This window comes from Nonomuraea sp. NPDC049750 (assembly GCF_040659625.1).
Taxonomy (GTDB): Bacteria; Actinomycetota; Actinomycetes; order Streptosporangiales; family Streptosporangiaceae; genus Nonomuraea.
Genome location: NZ_JBFANB010000001.1, coordinates 489,810 through 504,175, shown reverse-complemented (window position 1 = coordinate 504,175; position 14,366 = coordinate 489,810). Strand labels below are relative to the sequence as shown.

Below are 14,366 nucleotides of genomic sequence, written 5' to 3'. Positions count from 1 at the left end.
TGGCGGGGGCGGGACGGGTGCGGAAGACTGCCACGATGGCTGCTGAGTACGCCCAGAGTGACCAGTTCCGTGGTGCCCGCATCCACCTGTGCGACCTTGCCGGTCTCGAGATCCGCGATTGCGAGGTCAGCGGTCTGAAGATCGTCGACTGCTATGGGAGCGACGTCTACCTCGGTGGCGACTTCGAGCGTCTCGTCGTCAACGACGTCGACGTGACCGCCTACGTCGAGGCCGAGCTCGACCGGCGGCACCCCACGCGGGTGCTGGCGCGTGACGCCGCGTCCTGCGTCGACTACCGGGCTGCTTGGGATGCCATCGAGACGCAATGGGAGGCGACGCTCGACCGCGCCAGGCTCCTGCCCGAGGCCAAGCTGCACGAGCAGGTCAACGGCGAGTGGTCGTTCGTCCAGACCCAACGGCACCTGCTGATGGCCGGCGATGCCTGGCTTGGTAATGCCGTGCTCGAGGAGGATGCGCCGTACCACCCGTTGGGCCTTCCTCACGGCGGGATGCCGCCCGACGCGACGGCGAAGCTCGGTCTCACCCTCGAAGCCACTCCGACGCTCGACGAAGTGCTCGCGCCGCGGCTTGCCCGCATGGCCACGATGCGGCGTGTCGTCGACGGGCTCACCGAGGCCGAGCTCGATCGGGTATGCGGTCGCAGGCCGGCGGACCCGTATCCCGACCAGGAGTACGTCGTGCGCCGCTGCCTCAAGGTGGTGCTGAAGGAAGAGGCCGAGCATCACCGTTATGCGGTGCGTGACCTCGCCGTGCTCGAGGCCGGTGCCTGAACTGGCGCCGACCCGGCCGGAAATGACTTCCAACCCCATTTGGCTGCGCGGCGGCTGTTTATCATTCATCGCCAGCAATTCTCTGATTCGGAAGCCAAGCCGCTCATACAGCCGGTTCGCGGCCACGCGATCCAGCGGAAGGTGAGACCAACGGTGGCTTCTCGGGCCAGTCGGAGAGCGTGTCCGGGTTAGCGCGGCAGCGACGTCCTGGGATCTCGCCGTAGCGTCCACGTCTTCGATATGGGCGGAGGAACGCCCCCACAGAGCGGTTCGGTGTGGACTGGCAGGCTGGCCTTGCCGTCTTGCCGGGACGTGGGTCTTACCGCCGCTCGTATTGCTCGATCGTGATCGTACGACTACTGTCTGTGACGGTATGCCAAGGGCGAGGAGGCTTGACGATGCGATGGCCGTTGCGCGTATGCGTTCTCGCCACGCTGTCGTTCGCCGCCTTAACCGCCTGTGCCGGACGGATCGGCGGCGAGAAGGGCCGGGCGTCGGATCCGCAGTGCTTTATGGAGATTTTGCATGAAGGGATGAGCATCTCGTCAGCTGGGATCGGCGCGACCCTGAAGTACTGGTGCGAAGTGCCGCCCATTCGACACCGGATATCCGTCCGGATACAGCTCCGGGATACCAACGGCCGATGGGTGACCATGGACGAACGGGGGGACCGCACGGTTCCGCCGGCGACGCCGAAGACGCTGACTGCGACCGCGCTCTGCTTTCCAGGTCTATGGCGTGCAAGAGGTACAGCCGTCGGCGCGACAAGGGGTGCCGATGGCAGAGTGAAGGAGTTCGAACCCGCGCAGAAAGACAGCCCCGAACGATTGGTGAGCGCCAATGACTGCGAACGCCACTGAACCGTGCGGATCTCGAACGGCAGCACTGCGGCATGCGGTTGACGTGCTGCGACTATGCCTGCTCGGCCGAGCCCGTAAGGGCGTCCTCGGCTACGCACCCAGCGGAACAGGGCGAGGTGGTCTGGCCCTGTACGCGTCCAGATGGAAGTCGCTGCCGCGGGCCGTCGTCGAAATATGGCGTCCCCGTATCGACACGGCGCCGACGGCGGATCAATGGGTGTTGAGCAGGGAAGCCGATGGTTGGGCGCTCCGGCCGGAAGGGGAGATCGGCCCTGCCGTGTACTTCACCACGGACATCCCCACTGATGATCAGAACGCGGCATTCGACTGGGCCGGTCGAGTAACGCCTGACGTCGCGCAAAAGGCTATCCACTACGTCGGGCCGCCGCCGCTTTGAAGGCCCGGCTCTCATTCGTCCCCTCCAGGCGGCGTTAAACGAAGCGCTCATGTAGGAGCCGAGGCCACCGGCTGCGGTGGCACAGCCCGGGGTGCGCGTCAATCGAAGAGGACCCGACCACCGTGGTGAGCGCACCCCTTCAGAATGCGGTGTCGAAGGCTGAGGTCAGGGCCTGGCGCATGAGGGTGGGGAGGTCCTGCTGGCCGTCTCCTTCCGCCCAGCGGATAAGCGCGACATGGATGACCGCCAAACATGCGGCAGTCGTGCTGCGGATACGGAATTCCAGGTCAGGGTCGGTGGTGCCGGCGCAGAGTGCGTCGACGACGGCGATCTCCGTGGCGTACTGGCTGTCCAGATGACGGGCCTGTAGGGCAGGTGTGGAGATCATCAGGTTGAGGCGGGCGAGCAGGAGGTCCCGGTCGGCGTTGACGGCCATGGCGGCGGTCTGCACCAGGGCCCGGCCGATCCGCTGACGTAGTGGCTCCTCCTGCTGTTGTGCCGCCAGCGCCGCCGCGGTCTCCCGGTCGAACTCGTCGTAGAGCACCAGGTCCTCTTTGGTGGCGAAGTGCCGGTACAAGGTCATCGCGGATATCCCGGCCGCCTGCGCGACGTCGTTGATCGTGGTCGCGTCGTAGCCCCGCGCCATGAACAGACGTACTGCGTGCGCCTGGAGCGTGCGCCGGGTCTCTGCCCGGCGCCGCTCACGCAGGCTTGCCGTCTCTCCTGTCACCTGATAGAACCTACCATGCTGATAGTTACTAACAAGTTTGCGGGGTACGCAATGGGACAGCTGGCAGAGAAGACGGCACTGGTGACCGGGGCCTCACGCGGGATCGGGCGGGCGGTCGCCGAACGTCTCGCCGCCGACGGGGCCATCGTCGCCGTCCACTACGGAAAGGACGCGGCAGCTGCACAGGAGACGGTCGAGCGGATCGAACGGGTCGGCGGGCGTGCGTTCCCGATCGGCGCGGACCTGGCGGAGGCGGGGGCTGTCGACGCGTTGTTCACCGAGTTGGAGGCCGGTCTGGCCGGGCGGCGCCTGGACATCCTGGTCAACAACGCCGCGGCCGCCCCGGCCGGGCCGATCGAGACCGACACGGCCGAGCGGTTCGACCGGCTCTTCGCGGTGAACGTCAAGGCGCCGTACTTCATCATTCAGCGCGCGCTCCCACTGCTGGCCGATGGCGGGCGCATCATCAGCGTCTCCTCGGCCGTCACCCGGATCGCCAACCCCGCGCAGACCTCCTTCGCCATGACAAAGGGCGCGGTGGAGACCATGAGTCGCACCCTCGCCCTGGCGCTGGGCGACCGCGGCATCACCGTGAACGTGGTCGCACCGGGCGCGACCATGACCGAGGCGAACACGTCGCTGTTCCCCCCTGAGGCGGCGGCGTTCCTCGCCGGGCAGGCCGCGCTGGGGCGGGTCGGCCGGGCCGAGGACGTCGCCGACGTGGTGGCACTCGTCGCCTCCGACGATGCCCGCTGGGTGACCGGCCAGGTGCTGGACGCCAGCGGCGGGCTCCATCTCGGGGCTCGGGTAGCGCTGGCCACGTCAGCCGCATAGGCAATCAGATAATCTGATTGCATGAAGGTGATGACTGCCACTGAGGCCTCACGAAGCTTCGCAGCGGTTCTCGATGAGGCTGAGCATGGCGAGACCATCCTGGTCACTCGCGGTGGGAAGCGGATCGCGGTGATCGGTCCTGCTCCCACGGCGCCTGGTCGTATGGTCAAGGCGTTTCTCGCCAGGAGCGCGGGAACGCTGGACGCTGATTTCGAGGCCGATGTCGTGGCGGCTCGGGAGACGGTCGATGACGAGATGAGGGGCACGTGGCCCGACGCCTGATCCTGGACACGGGTGTGCTCATCGCCGCGGAGCGTGGCAAGGCGTCTGTGGACGAAGTCATCGGTGACGCTGACGATGTGGCCATCGCCGCGATTACTGTGGCGGAGTTGCTCGTCGGGGTGGAGCTGGCCGACGACGTACGCCGTCCCGCCCGGCAGGCGTTCGTGGATGAGGTCCTGGCGTTGATCCCAGTTGAGGAGTACACCACGGACGTCGCCAGGGTGCATGCTCGCCTTCTGGCGCATGTCCGGCGGGAGGGGAAGGCGAGGGGAGCGTATGACCTGCTGATCGCCGCCACCGCCGCGACCACGGCGAGAACCATCGTCACGATGGACTCGTCGGCCGCTTTCGATGATCTTCCCGGCGTGCGGGCGCAAGTCGTTCCCCGCTGATCGCTGACGGCAACGTCCATGGCCGCGGTCGTACGCGAGGCAGTGTAGGCATCCTCCATGCGATCCGTGCGGCGAGCTATATGAGTTGCGTACCCATCGCGCCATCGCTGTACGCTCTGCCCTATCCCGCCGACCCCCAACGAACGGAAACCCTCCGTGGCGAAGCTGAACCAGATCCTCGCCGTAGAGAAGGGCGTGAAGGCCAGCACGCAGCGCGCGGTGTCCGACGCCTATCACGCCATTCAGAAGGCGCCGCTCCTGTCGGGCCTGTCGCGCACTTATCAGCCGATCGACGACGAGGGCGAGCAGTTGCCGCCGGAGTCGACGCGCGTCCAGGTGAAGACCGAGGCGATCATCGCCGACGTCGCGAAGGCGCTGACGCGGCTGTTCGACGTGACCGCGACCAAGGACTGGACCAACGCCACCGCCAAGGCGGACGTCGTGGTCGACGGCGAGACCCTCATTTCCGGCGCCCCGGTCACGTACCTGCTGTTCCTGGAGAAGCAGCTCGTCGACCTGCACACGTTCGTGTCGAAGTTGCCGACGCTCGACCCGGCCGAGACGTGGTCGTTCGACGACAACGCCGAGACATGGCGCACCGAACCGGTCAAGACCACCCGCACCAAGAAGGTTCCGCGTAACCACGTGCTCGCCGAGGCGACGGACAAGCACCCCGCCCAGGTGCAGGTGTTCACCGAGGACATCGTGGTCGGCTACTGGACGAAGACCGCTTTCTCCGGAGCCCTGCCGGCCAAGCGCGTCAACGAGCTGCTGGCCCGCGTGCAGAAGCTGCAGGACGCCGTCAAGTACGCCCGCGAAGAGGCCAACGCGACCGCCGTCGATGAGCAGGAGGTCGGCGACGCCGTGTTCGGGTATCTGTTCGCCTGACCCAATGACTCCCCGTTGAGCGCGGGGTGCGCGTAAGCGCAAAGCTGAAGCTCAAGCTGAAGCTGACGAACGGCTCAAGTGGAGGTTCGAGTCCTCCCCGGGGTACGCGCCTCGGTGGCCCAAATGGTAGAGGCGGCCGATCAAACTCAGATTCTCGCTCTAGCCTCAGCATCGCCGTCGAGCGCCAGATCAACCGAGGATGGACTGTGATTGTTGAGATGCCGGTTCGAATCCGGCTCGGGGCTCTTCGTGCCCCGATGGCTCAATGGCAGAGCGCACGTCGTCATGACTGATCCGTTCTCTTAAACGCCGCTGGCGCCACACGTGGCGGCACACATCAGGCCCCCCGGCTTGGGTAGTCCGGGGGGCCGCTGCCATTCAAGGGCGCGGTCGTCACGGCGCGCCGGACGGTCTCGCGGAGCAGGGTACGGCGCTGCTCATGCAGCTCCGGCGGCTCCTGGGCAGTCGCGGCGTAGACGTTGCTGACGGGCGACCACGCCATGGACATCGCGATGACCAGGGCCATCACGTCGAAGGGGTCGCCCGGTCTCACGATGCCCGCGGCCTGCGCCTCGGCGATGGCGCGCAGCTTGTGGTCGTCGAGGCGGTCGGCCTCCTCGACGAGGTGGCCGGCGGGACGTCGTTCCAGGCGGGCCCAGGTGGCCAGCCGGATGAGGTCGGGGCGGCGGAGATATTCGTCGTAGAGGCGTACGGCCCAGTCCGCGAGGTCGGTGGCGTCGATCGGGACGACGTTCACGATCCGCTCCAGCGAATCGGCGAAGATGGCGTCGAACAGCCCTTCCTTGCTGCCGAAGTAGGCATAGAGCTGCGCCTTGTTGGTGCGGGCGGCGGCCACGATCCGCTCGATGCGCGCCCCGGCGATCCCGTATTCGGCGAACTCCTGAGTCGCCACGTCGAGCATGCGACTGCGGGTCGCCGCGCCACGGGAGGTCATGGGCTGATCGGCCATGCCGTCCACTCTATCAAACAGAACAGTCGGTTTGTTTTGTGGCCGACGGCCGGTTAGTCTGCGATAGACCGAACAGTCTGTTTGCGAAGGAGTTGGCCTATATGAGGAGCACAGTGGGATGGCAGGCGGACGGTTCCGCGACACTGCGGCGGGTCTCACTTGAACGGCGCGACCTGTGGCCCGACGACATCGCGGTACGCGTGGACTACTGCGGTGTCTGCCACTCCGATCTGCATGCCGTCAGTGCTCATCCCGGCGACACGAGCGTCCCTCTTGTGCCGGGCCACGAGTTCACGGGGGTGGTGACCGAGGTCGGGCCCGAAGTCACCCGATTCGGCGTCGGTGACCCGGTCGCGGTCGGAAACATCGTCGACTCGTGTGGCGTGTGCGCCATGTGCCGGGCCGATCAGGAGAACTTCTGCCATGAGTTCCCGACCCTGACCTACGGTGGCACCGACCGCCGCGACGGGTCCACCACACTGGGCGGCTACTCCCGCGAATACGTCGTCCGCGACCATTTCGCCTACCCCCTGCCCGCCGGCCTCGACCCCGCCGCCGCGGCCCCTCTGCTCTGCGCCGGGGTCACCGTCTGGGAGCCGCTGCACACAATCGGCGTGGGACCGGGTGCCCGCGTCGCCGTGGCGGGACTTGGCGGCCTGGGCCATCTCGCGGTAAAACTCGCCGTGGCGCTCGGTGCCGACACCACGGTCATCAGCCGGTCGGCGGACAAAATCGACGACGCCCGTCGCCTGGGCGCCCATGGCCTCATCGACTCCACGGATCCGGGACAGATGGCCGCGGCCCGGGACCGGTTCGACGTCGTCATCGACACCATCTCCGCCCCCCACGACCTCGGCCCGTACCTGCGGCTGGTCGCCATGGACGGGACGCTCAGCCACCTCGGGCACCTCGGACCGGTCACCGTACAGACCACCGATCTGCTCGTCGGACGTAAGAGGCTCAGCTCCGCGGGTAGCGGCGGGCGGCCCGCGACCGCCGCCATGCTGGCGTTCTGCGCCGAGCGCGGTATCACCGCCGACATCGAGCTGCTTCCCTCGGCACGCGTGAACGAAGCCCTCAGCCGTCTCCAGCGCAACGACGTCCGCTACCGGTTCGTGCTCGACATGTCTGACCTGTCCTGAACAGGACGTCTCAATCGGTCAAGTCTTCGGTGGACTTCTGGGCCGGTTTGCAGCGCACCGCCGCGGTGTCGCCGCGCAGAGTGCACCACCCGGCCGCGTACGGGAGGAGCAGCGTGTCTCCGGCCTTGACCGGGACCGGAGCGGCATGTTCGGTCGTGAGGCTCCCGGCGCCATCGGTGACCGCGACGATCGAGTACGCCGGCTCCAGCACGCTGACGGGATCGGGACGCAGCCTCTCGGCGGCGAAGAACTCGTCGGCGAGCTCGGCGAAGAGGCGGCGGCCCCCGGGCCGGGCGTCATCCGCCGCTTGGCGGGCGCGGCGTAGCTCGTTCAGCCGGTCCGCGCCCCAGCCGCTCCTGTCGACGCAGCCGAGCGCCTGGTCGTAGCCGAGGCCCAGGTGCCCGACGGCGGGGCCGTCGACGGCGAAGCCCTCCCATTCGAGCAGCACGGAGAAGTCGGTCGGCTCCTGTACCTCCACCATGAGGATCCCGGCCCCGATGGCGTGCGGCAGACCCGCGGGGCACACGATGGCGTCGCCGGCCCGCACCGGCACGCGGTTCGTGGCGTCGAGCATTTGATCGATTCGCTGGTCCGCGACCCAGCGGGCGAGTTTGTCCGGCTCGACATCCCTGGCGAAGCCGAGATGCACCGCCGCCTCCGGCTCGGCCGAGACGATCACCCATGCCTCGGTCTTCCCGTACGGCGAGGCCAGGTGGTCGGCGGCGAATCGCCGATCGGGGTGCACGTGCAGTGGTAGCCGTTCCCCCGCGTCCAGCAGTTTCACCAGGATCGCGGGGTCGGCGCCGTGTTCCGCGAGGTGTTGTTCGCCCAGCCACCACACGGGATCGCCGGCGATCGCCTCGGCGAGTGACCGGCCGTCGGGCAGCGTGGTCAGTCCAGCGGGCGCCGCTCCGTGCCGGCTGGTGGTCGAGGCGACCCAATCCTCCGGGTAGTAGGGATCATCGGCGGACGGAATCCCGCGGAACCGGCCGATACGCCCGGCACCCCGGTAGAACGAGCGCGGAGTGTTCGCGGGCAGAAGGAAGCTGGGCATGCATGTGCTCCGAGGTCAGGCGTTCCATGATCGGTACCATTCGCTGGGTAGTTCCTTGACCACTACGTCGAGTGGCCGGGCCGGTGTGAAGGGGCGCCCATACCGCCGCGTCACCTCGTTGAGCTCCTCGAGTCGCGCCCTGGCCGCCGCGGTGGCTTCCTCGCGGGCGGCGGGGTCGTGGGTGGACACGGCGTCGCGCCAGATCGACCGGCCGGCGAGGTAGCCGGCGGCGCCGGCCTGGCAGGCGATCTCGACCTGCGTCTTGAAGTCGGCATATTCCACCCCGGCGGACAGGATGACCCACGGTACGCTCACCATCGAGTCCAGCTCCGCGCAGGCGGCGGCCGCCTGCGCGCGTCCTTCTTCCGTGTCGACGTAGCCGGGGAACTCCACCTTGAGCGTGTCGACGCCGAGCTTGTCGGCGGTCGCGGCGGAGGCGATGATGCCACGCACCCGGGCGGCCTTCCACTCGGCGGTGGTCGGGTCCTCGCCCGGCAGCGGATACCAGATCGGCTCGACCACCAGGGGCAGGCTGAGCTCGGCGCATTCGGCGACGAGGCCGGCCACGAGCTGCCGCTGCTGCTCGGCGACGACTCGACCGCCGTCGGGGCGGTAGAACCACAGCAACTTGCACATGTCGGCGCCGGTCATCTTGATCTGGGTGGCGCTCCAGTTCGCGCGCAGCCGGGTACGGCGCGGTCCGTCCGCGTGCCGGTAGTCCTCGTCCTCGATGCTCGACATCAGCCCGACTGTGCCGGGCACCGCGCCGGAGGCCACGAGGTGGCCGAGGGCGTACAACGGGTCGAGCAGCACGGCCGAGATCGACGGGGCCACGGCGCGGACCACCGCGTCCTTCGCGGCGACGACATCGGCGAAGGTGACGCTCGCCGGGTCGGGCGCGAGCAGTTCGGCGAAGTCGGACAGGTGGTCGAGGGCGCAGATGAGGAAGTAACCATCGGCGCTGGTGACGCGCTGCAGACCACGGATCTTGCCAGGATCGATGATCGAGTTCACTGGGTGTCTCCAGGTGTTACTTGAACGTAGGGCTCAAGCGGTGGCCTGCTTCGGCTCGCCCGCTCATCGTGCGGGCGGTCGGAGAGCAGCACGCCGGCGACGAACGTGTCGTCGAGCCCGATCGTGGTGGGCCCGGATGGGCCAGGTACGGCATCGGCCCGCCTGACGGGAACCACAGCAGGCCGGCAGCGGCGTCGTGGCCGCTGCGGCGCCAAGTCGCGATGCGGCGCGCCGCCCGAGGGACCGAGGACTGCTGGCTGTCATCGCTTCTCCTAAGACGCAGGAGTCTGAACACAGTGGTCCGGGGGATGACGAGATTGCGGGTTCCTGCCGTATTTGCTAGGCATACCTGCCTATATCTGCGATAATATGCTTGTTTTCGCGAATTGGTCAATGGTGAGGTCGCAGAAACCTGAAATTAACCGCAATAAGTCGCACCTCAGGAGTCGATCATGCAGGACACGGCACTGCCCGCCAAGCGTCGCGCCGAACTCGTGCGGCACGTCCGCGAACGCGGTCACGCCACCGTGGCCGAGCTGGCAGAACGTTTCGCCGTGTCGATGGACACCGTCCGTCGTGACCTCGACCACCTCGCGGAGCGGCAGTTGATCGCCCGCACTCACGGCGGCGCGATGCGCACGGACGAACTGGCCACGGCCGATACCCCGTTCGACAGTCGCGCGGCCGTGCACCACCAGGCCAAGCAGGCCATCGGCATCGCCGCGGCGCAGCTCATCTCCAGCGGCGAGACTCTGATCGTCAACGGCGGCACGACCACGCTCGAAGTGGTCCGGGCGCTCGCCGGCAAGCGTGACCTCACGGTGGTGACGAACAATCTGCGCCTGCCCCCCGAGATCCCGCAGGACGCCGTGCGCGACCTCTACGTCATCGGCGGCAGCTGCCGTATCTCGTCGAATGTCACCATCGGTCCGGTGACTTTCGCCGACACCCAGGGCATCAGCGCCGACACCGCGGTGATCGGCGTCGGCGGCATCTCGGCCAGTGGCGGGCTGTCCACCAGCAACCTGCAAGAGGCCCAGATGATGCGCCAGATGATCGACGCGGGCACGCGGGTCGTCGTCGTGGCCGACGCGTCGAAGTTCGGCAGGAGCGCTTTCGTGCACATCTGCGGCCTCGACCGGGTATCGATCCTGGTCACCGACGCGCCGCCGCCCGAGGACCTCGCCGTGGCGTTGAAGGACGCCGAGGTGGAGCTGGTCACCGTGGGATGAACGTCCTAGCTGCCCACGCTCTGGTAATGCCGGAGTTGGTGGCACCAGAAGCGATAGGCGAGGGTGAACAGGGCGATGCCCAGGAGCGGGCTGCCGTACGCCACGAAGGCGGGCACGTTCAGCGACGCCGCCTTGCCCAGCAGCACGCTCGCCGGTACGTACGCCACGAACGCGACCGGCAGCACGAACGTCAGCAACCACTGCGTAACCCCGCCGAACACACTCATCGGGTACGAGCCGAACTTGCTGAACACGTCATCCAGGAACCCGCGCAGAGCGGCGGTGTCCAGCATGCGCATCGACAGGGACGCCAGCGACAGGTGTACCGAGGCCTCCACCAGCGCGCCGCCTATGACGGCCAGCAGGCAGAGAGCCGCCATGGACGGGCTCCAGGCGGGGGCCGCCACCAGCAACAGGACCAGGCCGGTCAGCAGGTCGCCTACCTGGCCGACGCCCATGCGTTTGGTCATGATCTGGAGGAGCGGGTTGAGCGGGCGGAGCAGGACGCGGTCCAGTTCGCCCTCGCGGACCAGCCACTCCATGAAGATGAGGCTGCTCAGTGGCAGCATGCAGAGCGCGTGGGCGGTCAGGCGCAGGCCGTACAGGAAGGCGACCTCCCGTAGGGTCCAGCCGGCCATGGAGGGGAAGGTGTGCATGACGACCCACACGAAGGCGAAGCCGCTGCCCTGGTAGACCGCCCCGGTCGCGATGCCGATCAGCGCGTTGAGCCGATACCGCAGGGCGCCGCGCATGGTGGCACGCTGGAGTCGCCAGTACAGGCGCAGGGTGCGGGCGAGCTCAGCCACCGTTGATCACCACCCTGCGGTGGGCCCGCTGCCAGATCGCCCACAGCAGGACCGTGAGCCCGGCGACCCATGCGACCTCGGCGGCCAGCGCTTGCCGGACAGAGGCGCCCGACAGGTGGCCCACGTAGACGGCCGCGGGCACGTAGCCCAGGTACTTGAACGGCAGCGCCTCGGCCAGGGTGCCCAGCGCGCCGGGGAAGAACGACAGCGGGACCAGCGTCCCGGCGAAGAACTGGCTGGTCAGCCGGTACAGCAGCGCGATCGCGCTGGTCTCCAGCGTCCAGAAGCCGATCAAGCAGATGAGCAGCGACAACTGCACCGAGATGGCGTAGCCGAGCAGCAGCGTCCCGGCGTAGGCGAGCGGCTGGCCGGTGGGGGTGATCGAGCCGACCAGCAGGACCACCGGGATGGCAGGTGCTAGCAGGAGGAGGCCGCCGGCGGTGTGCCCGGCCTGGAAGGCGGCCAGCTGCGGCAGGTAGCCGGTCGGCCGGGACAGGTCGAAGAACACCATGCCGGTACGGATCCTGAACAGGGCGATGTACGAGATGACCGGCGTGGTGGCGAACGCCTGGAGGTTGGCCAGGCTCAGGTAGGCCAGGAGCTGCGGGAGCGTCATGCCCTGGGCTTGCTGCTGCGCGCCGTACACCGAGGTCCAGACCATGCGCAGCAGGAAGACCTGCGCGATCAGCGTCAGCACGGTCATGATCACGCTGCTGCGGTACGCGAGCTGGAAGCGCAGGCCGATGCGGGCAGTCCCGATCAGCGGGCGGATCATCGCGCGCCCTCGACGTACAGCTGCTTGATCACGCCCTCCAGGTCGGGCTCCTGGATGGACAGGTCGCGGATGGTCTGTTCGGCGGCGACCTGGCCGATCAACTCGGGGACGGAGGCGCCGCCGGCGATGTCGAAGGTGCGGGTCTGGCCGTCGGCCAGGTGGATCGCCAGCCGCCGGGGCGGGGCGTAGGCGGTGACGAGCGCGTCGATGCCGCCGTCATAGAGCACCCGGCCCTTGTCGATCACGATGATGCGCTTGCACAGCGCCTCGACGTCGGCCAGGTCGTGGGTGGTCAGGACGACCGTGGTGCGCCCGGCCTGGTTGGTGTCGGAGATGAACTCGCGTACCGCCTGCTTGGCCAGGACGTCGAGGCCGACGGTCGGTTCGTCCAGATACAGGATGGGCGGGTCGTAGAGCATCGCGGCCGCCAGGTCGCCGCGCATCCGCTGGCCGAGGCTGAGCTGGCGGACCGGGGTGTCCAGGAAGTCGTCGAGGCCGAGCAGGTCGCGCATGCGGCGCAGCGAGGTGGTGTAACGGTCGGCGGGTACGTCGTACAGGTCGCCGACCAGGCGTAACGACTCGATCAGCGGCAGGTCCCACCAGAGCTGGCTGCGCTGGCCGAACACCACGCCGACGGATTTGGCGTTGGCCTTGCGGTCCCGCCAGGGCACCCGTCCGGCCACTTCGATCAGGCCGCTGGTGGGGGTGAGGATGCCGGTCAGCATTTTCACGGTGGTGGATTTGCCCGCGCCGTTGGGGCCGAGGTAGCCGACGACCTCGCCTTCGGGGATCTCGAAGCTGACGTCGTCGACGGCGATCCGCTCGTCGTACTGGCGGGTGAGGAGGGTACGCAGGGCGCCCATGGGGCCGGAGAAGGTTCGAGGCCGGCGGAAGACCTTCGTCAGTGACTCGACCTTGATCATGAAGACATCCTTCAGTGAAGGATGCGGTGTGGCAATTGATTTCCGGCCGAGAAACAGCTGAGGCCCCGCCAGTGTTCTGGCGGGGCCTCGGCCCTACGAGGTGCGTACCGGTGTGCGTGTCGCCTCTCGGCGAAAGGCACAACGCGGCTCCAGCCGAACGGTATTCCGCGAAGGCAATAGGTGAGGCCCGGGGACACTGGGCACACCGGCCACGAGTTATGTAACCGAAGTCAGCCGCCAGACATTCCCGTGACTGGGGCCAACAATTCGAGGGAGCGCAGCCAGGCTTTCCGGTCGGGGGCCATGGAGACGACGATCAGCTCGTCCGCCTGGGCCTGCTTGGCGAAGCGGTCGAGGTAGTCGCGCACCTCGGCGGCGGTTCCGACGCCGGAGTACTTGGCCATCTGCAGGAGCTGCTGCCCGGCCGGTGAGGCGAGGATGACGTCGGCCTCCTCCGGGGTGAACGTCTGGCCACGCCCGAGGAACCGAGTCACCCTGCTGCGCTTGGCGTCCAGGAACTGCGCCTCCGCCTCTTCCGTGGTGTCCGCCGCGACGACGTTGACTCCGGCGATGACGTACGGCTCCGCCAGCTGCCTGGACGGCTGGAACTCGCGCCGGTAGAGCGCGACGGCGTCCTCCAGCGCGGTCGGGGCGAAGTGGGAGGCGAAGGCGTACGGGAGGCCGAGCATGGCGGCGAGCTTGGCGCCGAACAGGGACGAGCCGAGGATGTAGAGCGGCACGTCAGTGCCCTTGCCCGGGGTCGCGTCGATGCCCGGGATGCGGGATTCGCCCGTCAGGTAGCCCTGGAGCTCCAGTACGTCCTGCGGGAAGTCGTCGGCGGAGGCCGGGTTGCGGCGCAGGGCGCGCATGGTCTGCTGGTCGCTGCCCGGCGCCCGGCCGAGGCCGAGGTCGATGCGCCCGGGGTGCAGGGTTTCGAGCGTGCCGAACTGCTCGGCGATGGTCAGCGGGGCGTGGTTGGGCAGCATGATGCCGCCGGCCCCGAGGCGAATCGTTTGGGTCTGTGAGGCTACGTGGGCTATGAGGACACTGGTCGCGGATGAGGCGATGGAGGGCATGTTGTGGTGCTCCGCGTACCAGATCCGCTGGTAGCCCCACTCCTCCGCGCGCTGGGCCATGGTCACGCTGGCGCGGAAGCTGTCGCCAGCCGTCTCTCCGTCGCCGATATGTGCAAGGTCAAGGATGGAGAGCGGGAAAGCCATGAACGGTGCAACCGCGGACGAGTCATGGTTATTTCGGCGACCGAACAGTTACCCCG

General features: G+C 67.9%; 16 protein-coding genes and 1 tRNA gene. 9 read left to right on the top strand and 8 right to left on the bottom strand.

Going from position 1 to position 14,366, the window contains the following annotated elements; all coding sequences use genetic code 11:
- Positions 1-35 precede the first annotated feature (35 nt).
- Together AB0J16_RS02350 and AB0J16_RS02345 are read left to right on the top strand one after the other, a co-directional pair.
- On the top strand, positions 36-791 hold the full coding sequence (locus AB0J16_RS02350) for a DinB family protein (RefSeq protein WP_358533699.1): 756 nt from the start codon (positions 36-38) through the stop codon (positions 789-791).
- Between the two features lie 398 nt (positions 792-1,189).
- The gene (locus AB0J16_RS02345) at positions 1,190-1,651 is read left to right on the top strand and encodes a hypothetical protein (protein ID WP_358533696.1); all 462 of its coding nucleotides are present in this window, start codon (positions 1,190-1,192) and stop codon (positions 1,649-1,651) included.
- Positions 1,652-2,187: 536 nt separating this feature from the next.
- On the opposite strand, the gene AB0J16_RS02340 is transcribed toward AB0J16_RS02345, so the two are convergent.
- The gene (locus tag AB0J16_RS02340) at positions 2,188-2,778 is read right to left on the bottom strand and encodes a TetR family transcriptional regulator (RefSeq protein ID WP_358533693.1); all 591 of its coding nucleotides are present in this window, start codon (positions 2,776-2,778) and stop codon (positions 2,188-2,190) included.
- A 51-nt stretch (positions 2,779-2,829) separates the two neighbouring features.
- Here AB0J16_RS02340 and AB0J16_RS02335 point away from each other — a divergent pair, with 51 nt between their 5' ends.
- The 5 genes from AB0J16_RS02335 to AB0J16_RS02315 all read left to right on the top strand — a co-directional run bounded on the left by AB0J16_RS02335 (position 2,830) and on the right by AB0J16_RS02315 (position 5,419).
- Positions 2,830-3,612: an SDR family oxidoreductase gene (locus tag AB0J16_RS02335; protein ID WP_358533690.1), complete on the top strand. Its 783-nt coding sequence runs from the start codon at positions 2,830-2,832 to the stop codon at positions 3,610-3,612.
- Positions 3,613-3,642: 30 nt separating this feature from the next.
- A complete protein-coding gene (locus tag AB0J16_RS02330; RefSeq protein WP_358533687.1) occupies positions 3,643-3,894 on the top strand; it encodes a type II toxin-antitoxin system prevent-host-death family antitoxin in 252 nt (83 codons plus the stop codon).
- A complete protein-coding gene (locus tag AB0J16_RS02325) occupies positions 3,879-4,286 on the top strand; it encodes a PIN domain-containing protein (RefSeq protein WP_358533684.1) in 408 nt (135 codons plus the stop codon). The genes AB0J16_RS02330 and AB0J16_RS02325 overlap by 16 nt, the downstream gene beginning before the upstream one ends.
- Positions 4,287-4,442: 156 nt before the next feature.
- Complete coding sequence (locus AB0J16_RS02320; RefSeq protein WP_358533682.1) at positions 4,443-5,174, top strand: hypothetical protein; 732 nt, start codon at positions 4,443-4,445, stop codon at positions 5,172-5,174.
- A 108-nt stretch (positions 5,175-5,282) separates the two neighbouring features.
- A tRNA-OTHER gene (locus AB0J16_RS02315) sits at positions 5,283-5,419 on the top strand.
- A 92-nt stretch (positions 5,420-5,511) separates the two neighbouring features.
- On the opposite strand, the gene AB0J16_RS02310 is transcribed toward AB0J16_RS02315, so the two are convergent.
- Entirely contained in the window at positions 5,512-6,144 is a 633-nt protein-coding gene (locus AB0J16_RS02310; protein ID WP_358533680.1) for a TetR family transcriptional regulator, read from the bottom strand.
- 101 nt (positions 6,145-6,245) lie between these two features.
- On the opposite strand from AB0J16_RS02310, the gene AB0J16_RS02305 reads away from it, so the two are divergent.
- A complete protein-coding gene (locus AB0J16_RS02305) occupies positions 6,246-7,286 on the top strand; it encodes an NAD(P)-dependent alcohol dehydrogenase (RefSeq protein ID WP_358533678.1) in 1,041 nt (346 codons plus the stop codon).
- Positions 7,287-7,296: 10 nt separating this feature from the next.
- Here AB0J16_RS02305 and AB0J16_RS02300 read toward each other — a convergent pair whose 3' ends face one another.
- Together AB0J16_RS02300 and AB0J16_RS02295 are read right to left on the bottom strand one after the other, a co-directional pair.
- Entirely contained in the window at positions 7,297-8,340 is a 1,044-nt protein-coding gene (locus AB0J16_RS02300; RefSeq protein ID WP_358533676.1) for a class I mannose-6-phosphate isomerase, read from the bottom strand.
- Positions 8,341-8,355: 15 nt separating this feature from the next.
- Complete coding sequence (locus AB0J16_RS02295; RefSeq protein ID WP_358533674.1) at positions 8,356-9,354, bottom strand: tagatose 1,6-diphosphate aldolase; 999 nt, start codon at positions 9,352-9,354, stop codon at positions 8,356-8,358.
- A 452-nt stretch (positions 9,355-9,806) separates the two neighbouring features.
- Between AB0J16_RS02295 and AB0J16_RS02290 the strand changes: the two genes are divergently transcribed.
- Positions 9,807-10,586, top strand: a complete 780-nt coding sequence (locus AB0J16_RS02290; protein WP_358533672.1) for a DeoR/GlpR family DNA-binding transcription regulator — start codon at positions 9,807-9,809, stop codon at positions 10,584-10,586.
- 5 nt (positions 10,587-10,591) lie between these two features.
- Here the strand turns inward: AB0J16_RS02290 and AB0J16_RS02285 are convergent, their stop codons facing one another.
- The 4 genes from AB0J16_RS02285 to AB0J16_RS02270 all read right to left on the bottom strand — a co-directional run bounded on the left by AB0J16_RS02285 (position 10,592) and on the right by AB0J16_RS02270 (position 14,310).
- Positions 10,592-11,392: an ABC-2 family transporter protein gene (locus AB0J16_RS02285; protein WP_358533670.1), complete on the bottom strand. Its 801-nt coding sequence runs from the start codon at positions 11,390-11,392 to the stop codon at positions 10,592-10,594.
- Complete coding sequence (locus AB0J16_RS02280; protein ID WP_358533668.1) at positions 11,385-12,167, bottom strand: ABC-2 family transporter protein; 783 nt, start codon at positions 12,165-12,167, stop codon at positions 11,385-11,387. Before AB0J16_RS02280 ends, AB0J16_RS02285 begins: the two co-directional genes overlap by 8 nt.
- Positions 12,164-13,090 carry an ATP-binding cassette domain-containing protein gene (locus AB0J16_RS02275; protein WP_358533666.1) on the bottom strand — a complete coding sequence of 309 codons (927 nt, stop codon included), beginning with the start codon at positions 13,088-13,090 and terminating at the stop codon, positions 12,164-12,166. The genes AB0J16_RS02280 and AB0J16_RS02275 overlap by 4 nt, the downstream gene beginning before the upstream one ends.
- 230 nt (positions 13,091-13,320) lie before the next feature.
- Complete coding sequence (locus tag AB0J16_RS02270; protein ID WP_358533664.1) at positions 13,321-14,310, bottom strand: LLM class flavin-dependent oxidoreductase; 990 nt, start codon at positions 14,308-14,310, stop codon at positions 13,321-13,323.
- Positions 14,311-14,366 lie beyond the last annotated feature (56 nt).

Coding starts and splice junctions, on each gene's coding strand:
- AB0J16_RS02350 (WP_358533699.1), top strand. CDS start 36: ATGGCTGCTGAGTACGCCCAGAGTGACCAGTTCCGTGGTGCCCGCATC.
- AB0J16_RS02345 (WP_358533696.1), top strand. CDS start 1,190: ATGCGATGGCCGTTGCGCGTATGCGTTCTCGCCACGCTGTCGTTCGCC.
- AB0J16_RS02335 (WP_358533690.1), top strand. CDS start 2,830: ATGGGACAGCTGGCAGAGAAGACGGCACTGGTGACCGGGGCCTCACGC.
- AB0J16_RS02330 (WP_358533687.1), top strand. CDS start 3,643: ATGACTGCCACTGAGGCCTCACGAAGCTTCGCAGCGGTTCTCGATGAG.
- AB0J16_RS02310 (WP_358533680.1), bottom strand. CDS start 6,144: ATGGCCGATCAGCCCATGACCTCCCGTGGCGCGGCGACCCGCAGTCGC.
- AB0J16_RS02305 (WP_358533678.1), top strand. CDS start 6,246: ATGAGGAGCACAGTGGGATGGCAGGCGGACGGTTCCGCGACACTGCGG.
- AB0J16_RS02300 (WP_358533676.1), bottom strand. CDS start 8,340: ATGCCCAGCTTCCTTCTGCCCGCGAACACTCCGCGCTCGTTCTACCGG.
- AB0J16_RS02290 (WP_358533672.1), top strand. CDS start 9,807: ATGCAGGACACGGCACTGCCCGCCAAGCGTCGCGCCGAACTCGTGCGG.
- AB0J16_RS02280 (WP_358533668.1), bottom strand. CDS start 12,167: ATGATCCGCCCGCTGATCGGGACTGCCCGCATCGGCCTGCGCTTCCAG.
- AB0J16_RS02275 (WP_358533666.1), bottom strand. CDS start 13,090: ATGATCAAGGTCGAGTCACTGACGAAGGTCTTCCGCCGGCCTCGAACC.
- AB0J16_RS02270 (WP_358533664.1), bottom strand. CDS start 14,310: ATGGCTTTCCCGCTCTCCATCCTTGACCTTGCACATATCGGCGACGGA.